General features: G+C 59.7%; 18 protein-coding genes and 2 pseudogenes. 11 read left to right on the top strand and 9 right to left on the bottom strand.

Annotation, left to right across the window (positions count from 1 at the left end; all coding sequences use genetic code 11):
• Positions 1 to 33: 33 nt before the first annotated feature.
• Complete coding sequence (locus BBTA_RS37345) at positions 34 to 303, bottom strand: flagellar biosynthetic protein FliQ (RefSeq protein WP_011930985.1); 270 nt, start codon at positions 301 to 303, stop codon at positions 34 to 36.
• A 617-nt stretch (positions 304 to 920) separates the two neighbouring features.
• Positions 921 to 1,588: pseudogene (locus BBTA_RS39545) on the bottom strand (HAD-IC family P-type ATPase); the annotation flags it as partial.
• Positions 1,589 to 1,763: 175 nt separating this feature from the next.
• Between BBTA_RS39545 and BBTA_RS37335 the strand changes: the two are divergent.
• From BBTA_RS37335 to BBTA_RS40530, 7 genes are all read left to right on the top strand, one after another.
• On the top strand, positions 1,764 to 2,039 hold the full coding sequence (locus BBTA_RS37335) for a metal-sensitive transcriptional regulator (protein WP_011930983.1): 276 nt from the start codon (positions 1,764 to 1,766) through the stop codon (positions 2,037 to 2,039).
• Positions 2,040 to 2,969: 930 nt separating this feature from the next.
• Positions 2,970 to 4,412: a TolC family protein gene (locus BBTA_RS37325; RefSeq protein WP_041751811.1), complete on the top strand. Its 1,443-nt coding sequence runs from the start codon at positions 2,970 to 2,972 to the stop codon at positions 4,410 to 4,412.
• A gap of 11 nt (positions 4,413 to 4,423) precedes the next feature.
• Positions 4,424 to 5,791 carry a multicopper oxidase family protein gene (locus BBTA_RS37320; RefSeq protein ID WP_011930981.1) on the top strand — a complete coding sequence of 456 codons (1,368 nt, stop codon included), beginning with the start codon at positions 4,424 to 4,426 and terminating at the stop codon, positions 5,789 to 5,791.
• Positions 5,792 to 6,016: 225 nt separating this feature from the next.
• On the top strand, positions 6,017 to 6,310 hold the full coding sequence (locus tag BBTA_RS37315) for a copper-binding protein (RefSeq protein ID WP_011930980.1): 294 nt from the start codon (positions 6,017 to 6,019) through the stop codon (positions 6,308 to 6,310).
• Positions 6,311 to 6,385: 75 nt separating this feature from the next.
• The gene (gene copC / locus BBTA_RS37310) at positions 6,386 to 6,751 is read left to right on the top strand and encodes a copper homeostasis periplasmic binding protein CopC (protein ID WP_011930979.1); all 366 of its coding nucleotides are present in this window, start codon (positions 6,386 to 6,388) and stop codon (positions 6,749 to 6,751) included.
• A complete protein-coding gene (copD, locus tag BBTA_RS37305; RefSeq protein ID WP_011930978.1) occupies positions 6,751 to 7,680 on the top strand; it encodes a copper homeostasis membrane protein CopD in 930 nt (309 codons plus the stop codon). The genes copC and copD overlap by 1 nt, the downstream gene beginning before the upstream one ends.
• A gap of 736 nt (positions 7,681 to 8,416) precedes the next feature.
• Positions 8,417 to 8,869: a hypothetical protein gene (locus BBTA_RS40530; protein ID WP_148221667.1), complete on the top strand. Its 453-nt coding sequence runs from the start codon at positions 8,417 to 8,419 to the stop codon at positions 8,867 to 8,869.
• A gap of 568 nt (positions 8,870 to 9,437) precedes the next feature.
• On the opposite strand, the pseudogene BBTA_RS39535 reads toward BBTA_RS40530, so the two are convergent.
• The 3 genes and pseudogenes from BBTA_RS39535 to BBTA_RS41535 form a co-directional block, all read right to left on the bottom strand.
• Positions 9,438 to 10,194: pseudogene (locus BBTA_RS39535) on the bottom strand (transposase); the annotation flags it as partial.
• A 129-nt stretch (positions 10,195 to 10,323) separates the two neighbouring features.
• Positions 10,324 to 10,572: an MBL fold metallo-hydrolase RNA specificity domain-containing protein gene (locus BBTA_RS41540; RefSeq protein WP_244424515.1), complete on the bottom strand. Its 249-nt coding sequence runs from the start codon at positions 10,570 to 10,572 to the stop codon at positions 10,324 to 10,326.
• A 72-nt stretch (positions 10,573 to 10,644) separates the two neighbouring features.
• On the bottom strand, positions 10,645 to 10,920 hold the full coding sequence (locus BBTA_RS41535; protein WP_256374726.1) for a hypothetical protein: 276 nt from the start codon (positions 10,918 to 10,920) through the stop codon (positions 10,645 to 10,647).
• A gap of 220 nt (positions 10,921 to 11,140) precedes the next feature.
• On the opposite strand from BBTA_RS41535, the gene BBTA_RS37290 reads away from it, so the two are divergent.
• Positions 11,141 to 11,575 (top strand): cytochrome c, encoded by a 435-nt coding sequence (locus tag BBTA_RS37290; RefSeq protein ID WP_011930973.1) that lies wholly within the window; start codon positions 11,141 to 11,143, stop codon positions 11,573 to 11,575.
• Positions 11,576 to 11,717: 142 nt separating this feature from the next.
• Positions 11,718 to 12,170 carry a hypothetical protein gene (locus BBTA_RS41530; protein ID WP_011930972.1) on the top strand — a complete coding sequence of 151 codons (453 nt, stop codon included), beginning with the start codon at positions 11,718 to 11,720 and terminating at the stop codon, positions 12,168 to 12,170.
• 199 nt (positions 12,171 to 12,369) lie between these two features.
• Here BBTA_RS41530 and BBTA_RS37280 read toward each other — a convergent pair whose 3' ends face one another.
• From BBTA_RS37280 to BBTA_RS37265, 4 genes are all read right to left on the bottom strand, one after another.
• Positions 12,370 to 12,768: a hypothetical protein gene (locus BBTA_RS37280; RefSeq protein ID WP_011930971.1), complete on the bottom strand. Its 399-nt coding sequence runs from the start codon at positions 12,766 to 12,768 to the stop codon at positions 12,370 to 12,372.
• 55 nt (positions 12,769 to 12,823) lie between these two features.
• Positions 12,824 to 13,684 carry an IS21-like element helper ATPase IstB gene (gene istB, locus BBTA_RS37275; protein ID WP_011930901.1) on the bottom strand — a complete coding sequence of 287 codons (861 nt, stop codon included), beginning with the start codon at positions 13,682 to 13,684 and terminating at the stop codon, positions 12,824 to 12,826.
• Positions 13,684 to 14,991, bottom strand: a complete 1,308-nt coding sequence (gene istA, locus BBTA_RS37270) for an IS21 family transposase (RefSeq protein WP_011930970.1) — start codon at positions 14,989 to 14,991, stop codon at positions 13,684 to 13,686. The genes istB and istA overlap by 1 nt, the downstream gene beginning before the upstream one ends.
• Before the next feature lie 239 nt (positions 14,992 to 15,230).
• Entirely contained in the window at positions 15,231 to 17,687 is a 2,457-nt protein-coding gene (locus BBTA_RS37265; RefSeq protein WP_083780824.1) for a glycoside hydrolase family 15 protein, read from the bottom strand.
• 244 nt (positions 17,688 to 17,931) lie between these two features.
• On the opposite strand from BBTA_RS37265, the gene petA reads away from it, so the two are divergent.
• Together petA and BBTA_RS39525 are read left to right on the top strand one after the other, a co-directional pair.
• The gene (petA, locus tag BBTA_RS37260) at positions 17,932 to 18,459 is read left to right on the top strand and encodes a ubiquinol-cytochrome c reductase iron-sulfur subunit (protein WP_011930968.1); all 528 of its coding nucleotides are present in this window, start codon (positions 17,932 to 17,934) and stop codon (positions 18,457 to 18,459) included.
• A gap of 233 nt (positions 18,460 to 18,692) precedes the next feature.
• Complete coding sequence (locus BBTA_RS39525) at positions 18,693 to 18,959, top strand: hypothetical protein (protein ID WP_148221666.1); 267 nt, start codon at positions 18,693 to 18,695, stop codon at positions 18,957 to 18,959.
• The last annotated feature ends 127 nt before the right edge of the window (positions 18,960 to 19,086 follow it).

The raw sequence follows: 19,086 nt of genomic DNA, 5'->3' as shown, positions 1-19,086 counted from the left end.
GCGCCGCGCTAGTCTAGAAGCCCAAACAGGCGATCAATTGGTCGGCGCGCTGATTTGCGCGACCATCCGCAAAAATTGGTTATGCGAAGTCTCGGCCATGAAGGGCAAGGCGATCAGAAAAGTAAGGAATGTCGCAAAGATCTTGGGAGCCTGGATGAGCGTCTGCTCTTGGATTTGCGTCAGGGCCTGGAACAGCGAGACTGCGACGCCGACCACTGTACCCACGATCAACAAGGGTGCAGAAATCACAACAACCGTCATGACGGCATCGTGGGCAGCGCTCATAACTTCGAGATCATTCATGAAGAACCCCTTGCCGTAATATGGTCTTTTGCGTCTCTAATGGTTAACAACTGGTTAATGGTAAGCCAAGTTACGCAGAGCGGGTCACAGCAACTGAGCCGATTGTAGGGATGGTGCAAAGCCCGCTTGGCCTGGCCCGAACCCACCGTCCGCCTGCCGAAAGATAGTGTAGGCACGCAAATCGGACCATAGGCGCCGTAGTTTGCGGCACAGTAGGGTCTCGGCACGACCCCATTTCCGTGCGGGCAGGTGCAGGCGTCTTCAGCGGGGGTTTCAAAGCCACCAGCAGGTCGGCCGCGATGATCACGATCCAGCGCGACGGCATTTTTTGCATTATTTAATGTCGGCATTGCCTGACCGGGCCAGCCCCTCGATGAAGGGCGTCGGAGTACGACCCGAGATGATAAAGGCGGTGCGTTAGCCTATCGCATCACATCGAAGAATGTCAGCAGGCCACCGAACATGCCGCTACACCGGAGATCAGGCCCGTTAACCGCATCAACAGGCAGCGAAAACGTCAACAAGGCCCCCGCCTTTCGTCGCCGATATCGGGGAGAAGGTGTGCCACAAATCCATTTCTTCGAGTGCGAGAGTTTCTTCGATGGTATCGCGCAAGCTTACAAACGCGTCACGCGCAGTCGCAAGGCGTTACCGACCACGCTCACCGACGACAGCGCCATGGCCGCCGCGGCGATGATCGGCGAGACCAGAATGCCGAATCTGGGATACAGGACGCCCGCGGCAATCGGGATGCCGGCGGCGTTGTAGATGAAGGCGAAAAACAGGTTTGCCGGATGTTGCTCATGGTGACTTGCGAGAGCCGGCGGGCGCGAACGATGCCACCGAGATCGCCGTTCAGGAGCGTGATGCCGGCACTTTCCATCGCGACGTCCGTGCCGGTGCCCATCGTTATGCCGACTTCGGCCGCGGCGAGTGCCGGAGCGTCGTTGACGCCATCGCCGGCCATAAACGATCCTTCCCGCCTTCTGTAGTTTGGCGACCACTGCGCTCTTCTGACCCGGAAGAACCTCCGCCTCGACATCGGCGATGCCGCCGTCGACCTTGCCGGTCGCCCCTTTGCCCGTCGGCGAATTAAATTCTTCCACCTTGCTGAAATCGAGGTTGCGTTCTTTCGCGGCGCGAAAGATGGCGACCGCCAGCTGGCCACCTGATCAGCCAGCCGCTGGATCGGCGCACGCGAGCGCTGCGCATCAGCGACCATCTTGACGATCTGCGAAAGCAGTGTGTCGCGCCCGACCTTGTCGGCGCGCATCACGAAGCCACCGAACCGCCTCGCACAACTGCGTTTTCCGCTTTACTCATCGGATACTCCATCCCGCTTACTACTATACCCTATAGGGGTATATCGACTCCATTTTGGCATCCCGTATTGCCCGAATCGTCCAGAAATCTGGGATACCATCTCTTGAAACCGTTACCCGGCAGGGGTATAAGCCGCCATGCGGAACGACATCAAAATTTCCTGTCGCAAGCGTCTCCAGCGGATCGAGGGCCAGGTGCGAGGGCTGTCGAAGATGGTCGACGAAGACCGCTACTGCATCGACGTCATAACGCAGATATCCGCGGTTCGTGCCGCGCTGCGCCGCCTCGAAGAGGAAATCTTGAAAGATCATGTGGCTCACTGCGTCGATGCCGCGATCAGGAGCGGAGACCGGGCCGACCAACGTCAGAAGATTGCGGAGCTAATGGGGGTGGTGGGCCGAGCAGATCGTTAAGCTAGAGCTCAATGATTTTGCTGGTTGTCGTCTTCCGATCGCCTTCGATCGATGCTAAGGTAATACTATGTTGTTGAGGCTGATAAATGCGTGGCGGATTAGGGCGGGCTGGGCGCTCGCACTCGTCTATGTGCTTTGTATATCGGCTCCCAATGTTGCTCTTGCGCTCGGGGCTATACAGCAGATAACGCCTTGCATTCTCGACGAACATGATTCTCTGGGCATCGGGCACCGTCACGAGATGGGCGACCGGCAGCATACGCGCTCCGATAGATATTCCGTGGGTGCTGAGGACTACGTGCGACCGGCTAGAACAGTGCACGCCAGCGGGCAATTGGCTGCTGAATCGAGCCGGCAGGTCCCCCTTGGAGATACTCACAAAACGCAAGGCACTCAATGCTGCGGCATGGGTTCGGCCGCGGGCCTGCCGGCAAACGTTTTCGGTATCCTCGCCCCGTTCGGACTGGCGTCTATCTATCCGCCCGCGGATTATCGGGACCTACCCGATAGTGGTCAGCCACGGCAAGATCGTCCTCCCATTTCCTGAACCGACGGAATAACATGATGCTTCGCCCGAGGTGACGGGCGAGGGTGCATGCAATTCAATCGACCGATCAGGATTAGTCCGATGTACATTCCCTATGGGCCGAAGCGTGCCGTCGCGTACGCGGACGCTCGACGTTCTCCAGCGCAATTCCGGGCCCTTACGCTAGCTTGCGTAGCTGTCGTTAGCCTGTCCGGATGCATGCAAGGAACAACGCCGTTGGCCGGTCCAGACCCCGCCGATCCCGGCTCCAGAGTAGTGGGTGTTGCTTACCGTTCCACGATTGCGCCCTATACGAGCCTGCGGCCGGCGTCGCCTGTCGGATGGAAGCAGCAGAATCAAAATGTGGCTCCGAAATCTGGCAACAGCGAATAGGACCGAGATTCATGGGATGGCTCCAATTACCTATTCGTAAGCATTCATCTGCGGTTGCCTGGCTGCTCGGGCTAGCCGGATTACTCGGCGGTTGCGCAAGCTTTTCTCCGGACGCCGGGATGGCGGTGGTTGCTGATGCGACCGGCGCTACGATCCAGAAGGACGTGGTCGCGGTGCGGACGTCCGAGGATGCCGACGCCGTTGATATTTCAGTAAAGGCGTTGCTGAGAAATACGCTCAATGTCGAGGCCGCGATCCAGGTCGCGTTGCTCAACAATAAGGGCCTGCAGGCTGCTTTCAACGAACTCGGCTTAGCTGAAGCCGATCTTGTCGGGCAGAGCCTGCCCCCCAATCCGGTCTTCTCCGTCTCGAGGATCGCCGGCAACGGCGGTTCCGAAATCGAGCGCCAAGTCGTTGGCGACATTTTGGCGCTTGTTACACTCCCATTTCGGTCTGAAATCGCCAGAGAACGCTTCCGCGGTGCGCAGCTTCGAGCTGTCCTCGAAGTTCTGAGGACCGCTGCCGAGACCAGGCGCGCTTATTACCGCGCCGTCGGAGCGAACGAGTTGGTTGGGGTGCTGACCGACGCAAAATCGTCCGCCGAGGTTATCGCTGAGCTCGCAGAAAAACTCGGCCAGACTGGCTCAATGAACAAACTGGACCAGGCGCGCGAGCAGGTTTTCTACGCCGAGATAACGGCTGACCTCGCGTCGGCGCGACAGGATGCGGCCAGTTCGCGAGAGCGCCTGGCGCGTTCGATGGGACTCTGGGACGGAAATCTCAATTTCAAGATCCCGAGCCGATTGCCGAGCTTGCCGCAGAGGCCGAGGAGCCTGCCATTCATCGAGGTTGATGCAGTGTCGCACCGCATCGATCTTCAGATCGCGGGCATCGAATTGGACGCTCTGGCCAAGTCGCTAAGCCTTACCCAAGCCAGTCGTTTCGTCACTCTACTGGACGTCGCGGGGATCGATCGCAAGACACACGACCCGGAAAGCGCACCTTTCCGCGAGCGGGGCTTTGACATTCAATTCCAAATTCCCATCTTCGACGGAGGCGAAGTTCGCGTTAGGCAGGCCCTTGAGACCTACAATCAGGCATTTAATCGGCTGACTGAGAAAGCGGTCAATGTGCGTTCCGAAGCTCGGGACGCGTATCGCAATTACCGCTCGCTTTATGACATCGCCGGGCACTACCAACGCGAGGTTCTTCCGCTGCGAAAGGTGATCGCAGACGAGACGGAGTTGCGGTTCGGCGCGATGCAGATCGACGTCTTCGCCGTGCTGCTCGAAGTTCGGCAACGAATAGCATCCCAGCGGGCGGCGACTGAAGCGAGGCGCGATTTCTGGCTGGCCACGGCCAACCTGCAGACCGCCGTCAATGGTGGAGGATCTGGAGATGCCGGCGGAGAGGGGCGCGTAACCGCAGTCGCGTCCACTACATCAGCCAACTAACGGAGGGAACGATGATTTCGAGAAGAGGATTTCTGGGCACGGCCGCTCTCGTCAGCGCAACAGCGGTTACCGGCAGAGTTCAGGCCGCTGCAATTCCGGAAGCGCCGATCATGGACAAGGTCACTATGCAGCCACCGCTGCACCCGACCAGCGGGCCAGACTATCGTCCGGTCGTGACCCTGAACGGATGGTCGCTGCCATGGCGGATGAATGGCGACTGGAAGGAGTATCATCTTGTCGCAGAGCCCGTCGTTCGCGAATTCGCGGAAGGCATGAAAGCCTTCCTGTGGGGATATAACGGGCAGTCGCCCGGACCGACCATCGAGGCGGTCGAGGGCGACAAGGTTCGTATCTTTGTCACGAACAAGTTGCCCGAGCCAACAACCGTGCATTGGCACGGCATGATCGTGCCGAGCGGGATGGATGGCGTGGGAGGGCTTTCCCAGCCGCACATCAAACCGGGCAAAACCTTCGTCTACGAATTCGAGATGAAGAAGAGCGGTACCTTCATGTACCATCCGCATTCAGACGAAATGGTCCAAATGGCGATGGGAATGATGGGCATGTTCGTTGTTCATCCCCGGGACTCCGCGTTCCGATCGGTCGACCGGGACTTCGTCTTCATCATGAGCAGCTACGACATGGATCCCGGCACATACGTTCCCAAGGTGACCGAGATGACCAATTTTAACATGTGGGCCTGGAATAGCCGCGTTTTCCCAGGCATTGATCCCATGCCGGTGAGGCTCGGCGACCGGGTCAGGGTACGAATCGGCAATCTGACAATGACGAACCACCCAATTCATCTGCATGGCCACAGCTTCTCGGTAACCTGTACGGACGGCGGCTGGGTACCCGAAAGCGCTCAATGGCCTGAGACCACTACCGACGTGCCGGTTGGGGCGGTCCGTGCTTTTGAAGTTGTCGCCGACAACCCAGGAGATTGGGCATTCCACTGTCATAAATCGCATCACACCATGAACGCGATGGGTCATGACCTCCGAACCCTTATCGGCGTCCCGAAACAGGCTGTCGCCAAAGCGGCCAAGAAGCTCGCCCCGGATTCGATGGCGATGGGCTCGACCGGCATGGCAATGGGCGAGATGGAAATGCCCCTCCCTGACAACACTCTGCCGATGATGACCGGTTCGGGACAGTTTGGCGCAATCGAGATGGGTGGAATGTTTACGGTCATGAAGATCCGCGAAGGGCTTGCGAGGGACGATTACCGCGATCCGGGGCCCTACAAATTTCCGGCAGGCACTGTTGCGTACGAAATCGACGCCCCGGTCACCGAACCCGCGAGGCAGAATACGCCTGCGCCCGCCGCACCCACGGCGGAAAAACGCGGCAAGTCTATGAAGGGGATGAAGATGTAGCGCTGCTGAAGGCGGCCGAACGCTAGAAATTTGCGATCCGATGAAGAAGGTCGCGACAATTGGGTTCGTACTTACACGCATGCCTTCGCCACGCTAGCTCACAGCCCCGGTACTTCATCGATCCTCGCCGGTTGGAGAACCCGGTGATCCCAATTTGCAGCGGCTACGGCATGGTCGGTCGTCGCCGTGAGCAAGACCACAAAACCAAGCCGAAAGGAGAACTATATGAGACAATTCGTACGTGCGGCCGGAGCGGTCATCGTCGCAGCTTTGCTGGCCACTGCGGCCTCCGCAGAGGACATCAACGGCGAAGTGAAGAAGATCGACGCGAGCGCAGGAAAGATCACGCTCAAGCACGGACCGGCCAAAAGCCTCGGCATGGACGAGGGCATGACCATGGTCTACCGCGTCAAGGATCCTGCGATGCTCCAGCAGGTGAAGGTCGGAGACAAAGTGAAGTTTGAAGCCGAGAATACGGATGGCGGCGTCACGGTCACGAAGCTCCAGAAGAGCAAGTGAAGAGTAAGAAACCCGACGCCGTCAGCCTAGCGCGGCGGCGTCGCACCGGAAGCAACAATTACTACGGAAAATCGAATGTCAAAGCTCTACGCGTATGCCTTGGTATTGGCTGGCGCAATCCTGTCTGGTAGCGTGGCCTATGCTCACCCGCAGCTTCAAACGGCCGACCCCGCGGCGGGCGTCGTTACGCCTTCCCCTAAGCAGATCCGGATAACGTTCAACGAAGCCGTCCTCCCGCAGTTTTCCGGCATCGAGCTGAGGGACTCGGCGGGACAATTGATCGTGACGGGCAAATCGGAAATTGATCCGGCCAATAAGAAAATACTGATTATACCCGTGAAGGGCCAGCTTGCACCTGGCGCCTACAAGGTCGAATGGCATGCCGTGTCCGACGACACCCATCGCGTCAAAGGCAGCTACTCCTTTAGCGTGGCCCCCTGATGATCGACTTCGGACTGATCCTCGCCCGATTCGCGCAATACGCGGCGACAACTACGCTTGCCGGCGCGTCGTTGTTTCCACTCTACGCGTATGCCCGCACTGAGCCGGAGTCATTGGGGCACTGGCGGCGACGGCTGCTTCTGTGGAGTGCGCTCGCCGCTGTCCTTAGTGGTTTGTTCTGGTTTCTCTTTGCGGCAGCAAGCATGAGTGACAATGCGTCCAATCTGGTCGACTTCGAGAACCTTTGGGCAGTCGAAGATACCAGCTTCGGCATCGTGTCGACGGCGCGAATGCTTCTGGCTGTAGCTATCACGGTCGCGAGTGCGGTGCGTCTTTCTTCGAGCGCATCAGTCAGCCACAATCTGACAAGCTCGATCCTTGCGGCCGTGCTGTTGGCATCGCTGGCCGGCATCGGCCATACTCAGGCCGAGGAAGGATGGGCAGGCGTAGTTCACATTGCCTCTGATGCCGCGCATCTGCTGGCCGCAGGCGCCTGGCTTGGAGGCCTCATCCCTCTCGCCTATATTCTTGTCCGTCATGGAAAGACGAGTTACGAAGCCGGGCTGATCGATCAGGTTCTGCTGCGTTTTTCAGGCATGGGCTACCTTGCGGTAGCGACGCTTGTTGGAACGGGGCTCATCAATAGTTGGTTTCTCGTTGGTTCAGTCCACGGCTTCCTGGCGACACCGTACGGCCAAACTCTTCTAGCAAAGCTGGGGTTGTTTGTAGGAATGCTCGCTCTGGCCGTCGCGAACCGGTTTTGGCTCGTGCCAGCATTGAGCCGTATCCGACCCGGTTCGTCTGAGAGCGAATCCAGCCTGTGGCGCCGCAGATTGCGCAACCACGTGGTTGGCGAGCAACTGTTGGGGATGATGCTTCTTTTCGTCGTAAGCGTTCTTGGCACGATGCAGCCGGCGATAGGGCAGTGATCAAGGGTGGCAGCTTTTATCTACGTCGACCATCTCATCCGCGGTGCCGCGAAAAGGCAAGCGGTCCCTAGGCGCCAGAATAGCCGGTTAGCGCTTGCCGAGGGCGTTTTGGTCCACCCAGGCGGAGCAACAACAGACGAGTTCAATCGATCCAATCAGCCTCCCGTCAGTCAAAATGTTATGGGTGCTAGACTAAACGAAAATGCGTCGGATCGCACCTTCTCCAACACAAGTCGCTGCGATCATCCCTCGGACCTTCGAACTCTTCCCGACCGCTGCGATGCTGGCCTTGCTGATCCATGCTCGACCGCGTTGCATTTGAGAACGACGAAAATCGTTATCCCGTGGCACGAAGATTCTCGAGCCGCTATCTATGAAGCCCTCCTGAGGGTAGGGCTCACACAACACAATTAGAGTCGACTCTTCGGCATCTATCGAGACCGGTGCAGGCGCACGTTCAGAGTGTTCGAAGTCACTTTCACTCTTTCACTTCGGGAGCAACAGCAGACCTCGACTTGCCCTCAAGGTCGATTCTCCTGATCAATTCAGCGTCTTCCGTCTGGAATGTGGAAAGAAGCAAATAGAGACACTCCGCAGCCCCGAGGGCAACTATGGCGATTCGGTCGGAAGCGTGGCTGGAGGCCATCGCCGGCATGATCGTAGATGAGCTGGCTGTGGTCCCCGACACGGGGCTTGGCGAACGCGTCATCAAAGAACTTGAGACAGGAGCCATTACTTGGGATCTGTTGATCTGCCCCTAGATGTCGAGCCATGGTTAAGCAAGACGTCGGATAGCGAGTTGACCAGGTCGCAACCATCCGAACGGATGGCGGCGACCAGTTCCGGCAAAGAGCACCCTCTAGGTGCTACCGACATTCTCGGCGGCGGAGTTGATGTTAACCCGACAAAAGCCGGCATGGCGAGGCTCGACGATCCCGCCGTCTCCCAATGCACTCAGCTCGACGGTGATTTCACCCTTTCCAAGCAGCTCTCTCAATCCTTCGTATTCGAAGGCACAAGCGGTAGCCCTATGGTGGCTGCCGGCGGCGCGAGCCGGATATCCTGGATTGTTTCAAAGAGACAGATCGCGCCGAAGCGCCCGTTTGCTACACGTGGGGTCGACGAACAGCAATGCCCGAGAATCGGCAATGTCGGCCGACGCCCGGCGACTATCGAACGATTCGGCTGATCGTAACGCGAAGCCAACATGCCTCGCTTGATCTCCCCAAGAAGAGCTGCGTAGCCCGGGTCGCCGTTGACAGTCGTGCTAATATTTTGTGCAATGGTTCGGAGTGGTCGTTGACCTGGCTCAACCGCTGCAATCCCACCTCAGGTTTGGTTGTTTTTGGATCAGACATCTGGTTTGATTGTCTTTAGATTGGTTAGTTCAAACAGGAGAAACGGGAATGAACGCCCGCAGATTAGTCATGGCAGCCACTGTCACGTCTTTTGTTGCGCTCCCCGCCGTGGCGCAGACTAGCTCAGGAGACGAAAAGAATGGCCACCACTACTCCGGTGGACCTAAGACGGAGGTGCCACACCATATGGGGAAGAAGAAGAGCACTGGCTCGAAGAGCGCGAGGGGCGGCAGCCACCACTATGGCGGTGGACCTAAGACCGACGTCCCCCATCACATGGGGACAAAAAAGGAGCAGTGACCGCACGATAGTGATCCTGGAATTCGGAATTGCAGGATCACCCCTTGCCCCCCGGCGACGTCGTGACCTTGCCCCCAAGTGGCTCCGGTCGGCCTATGCGAGAATGGCGTTGCTGGTGAGTTCGCTACCGTTGCCGCTGACCAACATGCTCGGCTTGCCGCGCTCGATCATCAGCCAGTCCAGTTCCCGCGCCACACGAATGCGAGAGAGGGAGGTGTCGACCACCAGCGCGAGGCACTTGCGAGTATAATCGTCAACCACGGTCAGGATGCGGAACGGAACCAGCATCCGCCCTCTGGCCTTGGTTGCCCGCTTGCGGCCGCCGCGGCGGCGCACCGTCAGCTTCTCTTCCCGATAAAGCCGAAATCTTGTGGTTGATCAGATACCCCTCCCGCTTAGCAGAACATGCAGCGCCGATAGCCAAAGCGGCGGCGTTCCTGGCCAATCGCCGTTGCGCTGGCGAAGGCAGGCATCGTTAGCCCGGATCGTCCGATATCTCACCGTCATGCGGCAACTGCGATGGCCTTACGCCCGCCGTTCGCTCATCCCGAATGCGTCTCGCAGATAGACGACAGCTTTCCGTTTCCCCGCGGGCGGCACCACTTCTTTCTCCAGAGTACTTCAGCGCCGCATTATCCAGCATGGCGTCAGCCAGCAGGCGTTTCAGCTTCGCGTTCTCGTCCTTCGGCGCCCTCAGCCGCTTGGCCTACGAGATCGTCCATTCCGCCAAACTTGGCCTTCCATTTGTGCTGGCGTCGCTGACGCCCTGCTCGCGGCACAGATCGGCCACCGAAACCCCGGCCTCATACTCCTTCAAGGTCCCGATGATCTGCTCTTCTGTACGACTACGCTTCATGCTCCGGTCCTCGTCTTGGGCCAGAGCGAACTTAAAATTGGATTGAGCTAGTAGGGCAAGGTCAGTCGATCCCCGATAGACGTGGCATCAAGGACACGCTCAGTTCGAGAATCACGCAAACGACCAACGTCAGTTCAGCGTTGCCTCCTGGCACTGCTCAGGTACGACACAGGTCCATCCCAATTCCTTCGTGATTCGGTGCGCGGCGCGCTCACCGTGGGTGATAAAGGTTCGACTCGGAGCGATCCGTCCACTCTTAAGCCATCTGAGTATTTCGTCGGCGTCGGCGTGAGCGGACAGGGCGTCGATGTTGCGAACATCGGCGACGATCGGGACATCCTGGCCGTGGATCCGAATGGTTCTGGCACCTGAAATCATCGCCGCCGCCCATCTGCCCTCGGCCTGATACCCGGCAAAGAGAACCGTGTTCTTCGGGTCCGGCGCGAAGCGTCACAAATGGTGGAGCACGCGCCCGCCGGTTGCCATGCCGCTGGCGGAAATGATGACCTTTGGAACAGGACTATCACTCAAACGCTTCGAGTCTTCGACTGAGCGGATGTATGTCGCAACGGCGCACGCTCTCTTGCACTCATCGTAGGAGAGCTTTTGATCGGTCTTGAATTTGCAGAATATCTCGCTGGCATCGACTGCCATCGGGCTATCGAGAAAGATCGGGACATTGCTTAGGCCGCCGGCCAATTTGATGCGTTCAAAATAGTAGAGCAGCGCCTGAGCACATTCGCGGCAAGGCGCTGCTGGGGCCGTTGAGGAAGCTTTCGACGGACTACGGGCCTGACGGCACCGGGCGCTGACGATTTCCAGCTATTCGTTATGGATAAAATATCGGTGACTTGCCTTATATTGGCTCGCTTGTTGATCGAGATCAAACTATCGATCATCCCAGCAGGATACCCAAGCGCCCGAGTTAACCTGTTGCAAAGCGAGCATGCGAGCTGCGGCCCCTTACCTGAAGTTTTCGATTGGTGCTGGACTGGCTGTCGCGGCGGCAGCCTTGTTTTGGTTCATTTCAACCGGCCCCGACGGGAGAGCTCCCAGTAATGAGGTGGCCGAGCCTGCGCTCTCCGGTCGCGCAACTCGAGGTAAGGCCCTCTTCGGGGCAAACTGCGCAACTTGCCACGGCGAAAGAGGGGCGGGTACCGACAAGGGACCGCCGCTTATTCACGACTTCTATAATCCAGGACATCATGCAGATGCGGCCTTCTTTGCCGCAGCCAAATTCGGCGTCCGGCAACATCATTGGCACTTTGGCAATATGCCGCCACAGCCCCAGGTCGGCGAGGAGGAATTGGCCGCCATTGTGGATTACGTTCGAGAAGTTCAGGTCGCAAACGGCATCACGTTCAGACCCCACCGCATGTAGCGGCTGGTGCGATCACACGGTCGCAAGGAGGCAGATCTGTGGTCCTTCCCGCGATCTCTTCCGCTTACCAGAGAACGCGGACGCCTCCAACGAAGTCGAGCGGAAACTATGATGGCTTTTTGTTCACTAGGGAGGTTCACTGATGAATATGGGACCGGTTGAGTTACGATGCATCCGCCTCTTGGCGAGTATAGCGGTCTTGGGTCTTGCGCAATCGGTGCTGGCGGTGAGTTCGAGTGCGTTCGCCGCGCCGCCGGTCCGCACGGCGATGATGGATGAAATGGGATCGATGGGCGGCGGCCAGTCCGGATCGGTGTCTGGCATGTCCAATACGGCTCCAAACGCGCCCGGCATGGGAGCAATGTCCGGCAGTGGCACGGGCGGTATGGGTGGCTGCTGCATGGGAGCGATGGGACAAGGCCCAGGTGCCGACTCGGCCCCCGGCGCTGGAATGGCCATGCAGACCAATCTGCCAGGTTTTCCCGGCGCATCCCACATCTACCACGTCGGCGCGACGGGTTTTTATCTCAACTATGCCGACAAGCTTGGTCTGTCGACCGATCAGAGGACGAAGCTCAACGAGATCAAACAGTAAGCTCTGCTCGCGCAATCCAATACGCAACGGAAGGTCGATGAGGCCGAGCAGGCGCTTTGGCTGCTGACGGCCGCAGACCAACCGGACGCAGCTGTGATTGAAGCAAAGGCACGCGAAATCGAAAAGCTCAACGCAGATCAAAGAATAGCTTTCATTCGCGTGGTCGGCGTGGGCTTGCTGTTGGGGCCGAATGCGAAGGTTATCTTTTGCCTTCCTGGCGGAGCCTTTTGTAAAGTGCTGTGATTGCATCCGAGAAATCTTCCCGGTCATGGCTTGCGCAGTATTCCTCCAGAAATTGGAGCTGCCGAACCAGATCGAAGGTTGCCGGCACCAAATCGAGCGTGTCATCGCTGCCCGGCGGCCTGCTCAGCAAAATGCCGCTCATGAATCCTTGCGTCCAGGCGAGATGAGATAGTCTCTGCGAATTGCGGGATTGGATTTCACGTCCTCGTTGAAGCCTCGGCAGGTTGTTGCGCCCAATCCGACGATGCGGGCGGTTTGCGCCTGGACCTGCGAACTCGCCTGCAACAGGATCGCTCCTGAAATCAGAAGCAATGCTAAGCCGGTCATCCGATGCGAAGCCTTTGGCTGTTGTCAAACGCCATCCGGAACTGCCCCCTTTGCGTCATGAAGAACTGCCCCCACCATCGGGATTATGATCTCGGTTGAAGGTTGTTTCCGCCGGTGACGGGCCGGAGGGAGGCGGAGCCGACCGGAGGGCCGTCACCGGCGGTCGGCGTTTTGATGAGACCGCTCTTGCGCTTGGCTCGGAGCCGGTAGCTGTCGCCGCGGATCGTCAGCACGTGGCTGTGGTGCAAGAGCCGGTCGAGGATCGCGGTGGCGACCACGGGATCGGCGAACACGGTGCCCCATTCGGCAACACTGCGGTTCGAGGTGATCAGCATGGCGCCAGTTTCATAGCGCCGACTGACCAGTTGGAAGAACAGATGCGCCGCGTCAGGTTCCAGCGGCAGGTAGCCGAGCTCGTCGACGATCAGCAGCTTTGGCTTCGACAGCGCGAGCAGTTTCTCATCCAGACGCCGTTCGCCATGCGCCTTGGCAAGGCCTGCGACCAGTGTCGTCGCCGTGGTGAACTGCACCGTGTACCCGGCCAGGATCGCCTCTCGCCCCAGCGCGATCGACAAGTGCGTCTTGCCGACTCCGGGCGGCCCGAGCAACAGCACGTTCTCTCCGTTAGCGATCCAACGTGATGCGGCAAGGTCGCGGATCTGCTTGGGATCAATCGAGGGCTGCGCCTCGAAGTCGAAGCCTGCGAGCTCCTTCACGGCCGGGAAGTGTGCAAGCTTCAGCGCCATATCGATGCGGCGATGATCCTTGCGCGCGATCTCACGTTCGCACAGCAAGATCAGCGTCTCACGCGCCGACAGGTTCGCGCGCGCCGCCTCGTCGAGCAGGCTGTCGAGCTGGTCGCGGATGCCGGAGAGCTGCAATCGCGCCAGCATGGCATCGAGCGGATCGGTCGGTGCTTCGGTTGCCTTCTTTGCGCGCGTCATCAGAAGCTTCCCCCGATCACGGCTTCATATTCGGTAAGCGGACGCAACAACGAATGCGGTGGAGACGATCCCGGCACCGCCGCTGCAGTCTCCGGCCGGCGGACCGCGCCATTGCGCCCGGCAACACCGTCGAGATGAACCGGATCGACGATCCGCAGCCGGCGCCCCTTCGATTGCTCGTGAACCGCGACCTGGTGCACGCCATGGCGGATCCGCACCTCGCCGGCCGCGATCGTTACCGCTACGCGCTCGCCAATAAGGCGCCACGGCACCGAGTAGCTGTTCGTATCAATCTCGACGGCGCAATCATTGCCGACGACGCGGGTCAGTTCACGCAAGGATCCGAACGACGGCAGCCCGCCGAGCGGCTTCAACCGATGTATTTCGTCACGCGCGAAGCGGATGATCGGGGCCTCGCCGGTCGTGCCGTGGATACGAACGTTCGCAACCTCACGCTCCCACCTGTCGAGATGCGCCTCGAATGCTTCCCAACTAGGGAAGGAATGACCGGCGATCGCGTTCTTCTTCACGTAGCCGACGCCGTTCTCCGTCTTGCCCTTCGTGCGCGCCCGATATGGCGCGCACGCGCGAGGACGGAAGCCCCAATGTTTTGCGAAGGCTATCAGCTTGTCGTTGAACTGAACCGACCGGCTCACCGCGTCATGGCGCACGACAAGCGCGCGTGGATTGTCCATCAGCACTTCCTCCGGCACGCCGCTGAAGGTCGTGAACGTGCTCTCGAGCCCGGCGAACCAGTGCTCTTGCTTCTCGGCCCGGAACGCACGCACATGGAGCCGTCGCGAATGCCCCAGCGTCGCCACGAACACGAATGCTTTGATCTTCACCCCGCCGATCTCGACCAGACGCTCGCCAAAATCGATCTGCAGCTGCCGGCCCGGGGGCGTCTCGAACCGCGTCGTCGCCAGCGCCTCGGCCTTCAGCGCCTGGCGATAGGGCTGCACGGCGCGTTGCAGCGTTCGCCGGCTGACCGCCACGCCTTTCTCGGCCAACAGGTCCTGGCGCACCACGTCGGCATTGCCGCGATGCCGAATGAGCCTCTCGCGCAGCCAACCCTCAAGGCCATCAAGCCGTTTCGGCCGCTCAGGCGATTTGAACGGCTTCACGCCGCCCGCCGCCACGTAGTCCTTTACCGTGTGATGGCTGCAGCCCAGCTCGCGCGCAATCCGCTTCAGACCCCACCCGCACGCCCTCAGGCGCAACATCTCCGCCACGTCATCCGGCGTCTTCATCACCTGCCCCCGTGGATCACTCCACGATGAGCCTTCCGTGATTCGTTCCTCGTTCATTCGCTCTCTCCTCGGCTATCCAAGGAGGGGGCAATTCCTCATGACGCCGAGGGGGCAGTTTTCCATGGCGCGCGACAGCTGTAACAAGGGCCTCCTCTGCAGGGTACGCAGCGAGTATTTGAAGCCCTGTTGATAGATTATTTTTTTGCCATCGCACAATAGACCTCCCCGCGCTCTATGTGAATCCAGGTTCGAGGAGGATCCTTTTCGCTCAGCGGCCGCCCGTAAATTATGCAGCCCTATGGGTCTGCCTTGATTTCGACGCGGTAATCGATGCCTGCCCAGTTGCCGTCGCGCCAGCGAATAGTGAAGTCCACCCATTGCCCATCTCGCAGGGATGAGGTGTCGAGTTCAGCAGCAAAGAAATCAAGACCGGTGTCTTCAGCCTCGACGTCGTTCACACCGTTCCAGCCATCGATCCCCCAATGCACTGTACCAGCGCTGGCGATGGCGACGATGAGGCGGCTGCCGCGGGCCACCGTCGCAATTTGCGCATGCGGCCACCAGAACGTGCGATCGGCCGTTCGGCGCTGACCACCATAGCGCCGCCAAACCGCTTCTGGTCTGTCGGCAGGCCGACCCAAGTGCCGCGAGACCGCGAGCTTGATGAACTCCGCGTGGGCCCAGGCCAGCGGCATGGCCGAGCCGGTGGGGCGACCTGGCTCGAGCCGCCGCTGCGGAACCGAGGATCCGTCCCAGATTTGCTCCGGGATCATTCCACCCGGACTGGCCGAAGCCACCATGGTTTCGAGCATTGGCAGGGAATCCTGGCCGGCGCAGAGCTCGTAATGACCTCTTTCGCCCGCAAGGAGCGGCCATGGCCGACCTTTGCCAGCCCCATCGTAAGGCCGGCCATCATCGTACTCGCCGTAGCCATCGCCATTGTAGCGACGCCAAGCTACGCCGGATGGGGTCTCAACCCTAAGCAGATGATCTACCACTTTCAGGCTGTCGAGGATTAGGGGATCCTGCGGGTGGCGTAGCCCGAAGCGAACCAAGCGCAGGAAATCGGTGCTGATCTGCGCGCTCGCCTGCAGGCTTGCTCCGTCGGCGCGGTTGCGGATCGCGACCAACTCGTTCAGTGCTTGGCTTCGTCTGGACAGGACGGAGCCTGGCGCGGTGCGAACATAGTGGCCGCGCACGTTCAATTGCCTCGTCCAATCGCTGTCGGGGGCAACCAGCCAGGTATCGAGACGGGCATTCCAGAAATCGGCGAGTTGCGTGGCCCAGTGCCGGGCCCTGTCGTCGAGCAATTCGCTGCCCGCGACCAGGGCCGCGATACAGGTAGCCAAGGTGAATGCGTTCAGACCGCTGTTTTCTTCCCAACGGTCTTGATCGGTCGAGGGACCAATACGCGCGATGCATCCCAGCGCACGCCGGACCATGTCCTGCGGCTCGATGCCGTCGACCGCATCCCGGTCAGCCAACAGTGCGGCGAGAAGCACCGGATAGGCCGCTTCGTCCAGCTGGACACCGCGCCAATAGGGTTCGCCCCCCAGCCACTGGTTTTGTTGCCAGTGTCCTTCAACGTTCTGTGTGGCAATTAGATAACGCAGCGTGTCGCGTGCTTCAGCTTCTCCGCCGAAGGCCAACAAGGCGGAGGCGCATTCGACGAGATCGCGTGGCCAGACCAGATGATAGCCACCTCGCTCGTTCCCGCTGTCGCCCCAGGGAATGCTGAGGCTCGCCACCATGGCACCGGGATAGGTTTTGTCCAGATGCGTGCGCAGCACGGTCGTGGACGTGACAAATTGGTCCCGCAGCGGCCGGGCCAATTCGACCGGATTTGCGCAGCACTCCCCGCAACTGCGGTGCCAACTGGTCCAATCCGAGATCTGGGCCTTAAGCAGTCGGTCAAATGGTTGCATCAACGATGAAACAGCAAGTGTCGCCGCGGCTGCAGGGGTGGTGGCAAAGCCCAGGGCCAATACGCTGTTTTGCGGCAATTCCGCCATCAGCGCGACGTTCCCCGGGCCTGCGGCAGGATAATTCCAAGTCATCTCCCCCGTCCGAGCGAAATCCTGCCATCCGTCACTGGCGCCCACGTATCCGGCACTTGCCCGGATAATGGCATCCTGCTGGTATTCGTCGACAGCGGCGAGCGCCAGCGCAAACGGCGAGCGTGCCGCGGCCAAGAATCGCCGGCCGCGCTGTTCGGCAATGATGGCGCGATTGCCATACCCGGTCGCCCCGAGGTGAGGTGCGAGCAACGCGTATAGCCGCAACGACGGATCGTCAGTCTCAAGGCGACATTCGATCGCGAGCACATCCCGTCGCGGGTCGGGGCAGATCCGCAAACGCAACGAGAAGCGCGAATGTGAGTGTACGACTTCGTAGGCCGAAACGCCCTCGGCGACCGCTCGAAGTTCGTATTTGCCAAGTCGCTTGACCTCCGCCCAAAATCCCTTCCCGTCGGCAACCAAAAAGCCGAGATCGCGAATTTGCGGAATATCGACCCGAGGCCAGTAGACCTCGTTGACGATCCCGTAACCGACCGTGAACCACAGGCGCGCAGGTCCAAGCGACGATCCGACGACATCCTTGCTGCTGCTTGTCCAAGTCGGCGGGATGCCCGGCGCTCCCGGAGCGTCAAGATTTGGATCTGGCTCCCAATGATTGGCCCGCGGTCTTTCCACCGCCGGGGCCGTTTTGGTTCTCACCAGACGTCCGTGATTATCGTGGTGGATGGTTTTCATCGTGGCCCACACTGGCCTGCCCGGGGAGGGTGGAGAACACCTTGCTGTCACGAAACGGCACCCCGCTCAAAAGAACAGCCTTACGGCCTACCCAAGTAAATCCGTCCCGAGCGGCCTGATCCTTGACCCACATCAACCAAGAATGCTGAACTCATCGTTATCAAATAGAAGTTGGCTGCACCCCGACCTCGCTCAGCACGCTTCGTGGTTCTGGGGGGTGTTGCGGAGTGATGGAGGTGCTAGCGTGACCACCCTTTCCCCAGCCGAACCGACCCGTCGCGACTTCCTTTACGTTGCGACTGCAGCGGCTGCCGCTGTAGGCGGAGCCGCGGTCACATGGCCCTTGATCAGCCAAATGAATCCCGATGCCTCCACGATCGCCGCCGCGGCACCGATCGAGGTCGACCTCGCGCCAATTACCGAAGGCCAGATCATCCAGGTGTTTTGGCGGGGCAAGCCCGTGTTCGTGCGGCACCGCACAACGAGGGAGATCAAGGCAGCTCGCGCCGTCGATTGGCGAACGTTGCCCGATCCGCAATCGGACGCCGAGCGGGTCAACGACGGCCACGACCAATGGCTCGTCGTCATCGGCATCTGCACGCACCTTGGCTGCATCCCGCTCGGCCATCAAGGACAATACGACGGCTGGTTCTGCCCATGCCACGGCTCGGTTTACGACACATCGGGGCGCGTACGCCGCGGTCCGGCACCGGCCAACCTGTACCTGCCGCCATACGCATTCCTGTCCGACAGCAAGATTCGCATCGGGTGAAGCGACTATCGTAATCCGCATGACGACCAACCCCATTGCCCACGAGGGCCGCGTAACATTCATCTCGGCAACGTCGGCCCGACGTCGTTCAACAGCGATCGGGACATCTCCGTTCGGGGTGCCGGCAAACTACATTGGCGGCATGGGTAATTGCTTATCAAGAGGCGTAGGATAGCTGTATAGCTAGAATCATGGAACCAGATGTTTGACACCTGGTCCAGGAGGAAGCCTTCGTGAGCAATCACTCGATGCATGACGCAGATCGTGCCACCCACGTCAAAATTGTTGTTGTCGCATTGTTGGCGGCGGCGGCCGTGGTTGCCGTCGGAATTGCAGCTCGGACGGGGACTGCCGACGAGATCCACGTCGCCAGAGCGATCAAGGCAAAAGGCCCTGCAACGTTGACAGTCGATGATCCGTCAGTCGACGTGCACAAGCAACGTTCACCTGGTGCAGCTCCCCAATTCACTACCCGCCGCTCGTGGGTCCACGAATGCTGAGGGCGTAATCATCACGCGTAGCGTCGGTTCTTCCGAGTTGCCCGATTGCTTCGTGCCGCATCAGTGAAGCCGACGGCGCAAGCTTTGTTTCGTCGCCAGCTTCCAAGCGGCCGCCGAATCCCGCATG

It is taken from the genome of Bradyrhizobium sp. BTAi1, from assembly GCF_000015165.1.
Lineage (GTDB): Bacteria > Pseudomonadota > Alphaproteobacteria > Rhizobiales > Xanthobacteraceae > Bradyrhizobium > Bradyrhizobium denitrificans.
This window is presented reverse-complemented; position numbering and strand designations above follow the sequence as displayed.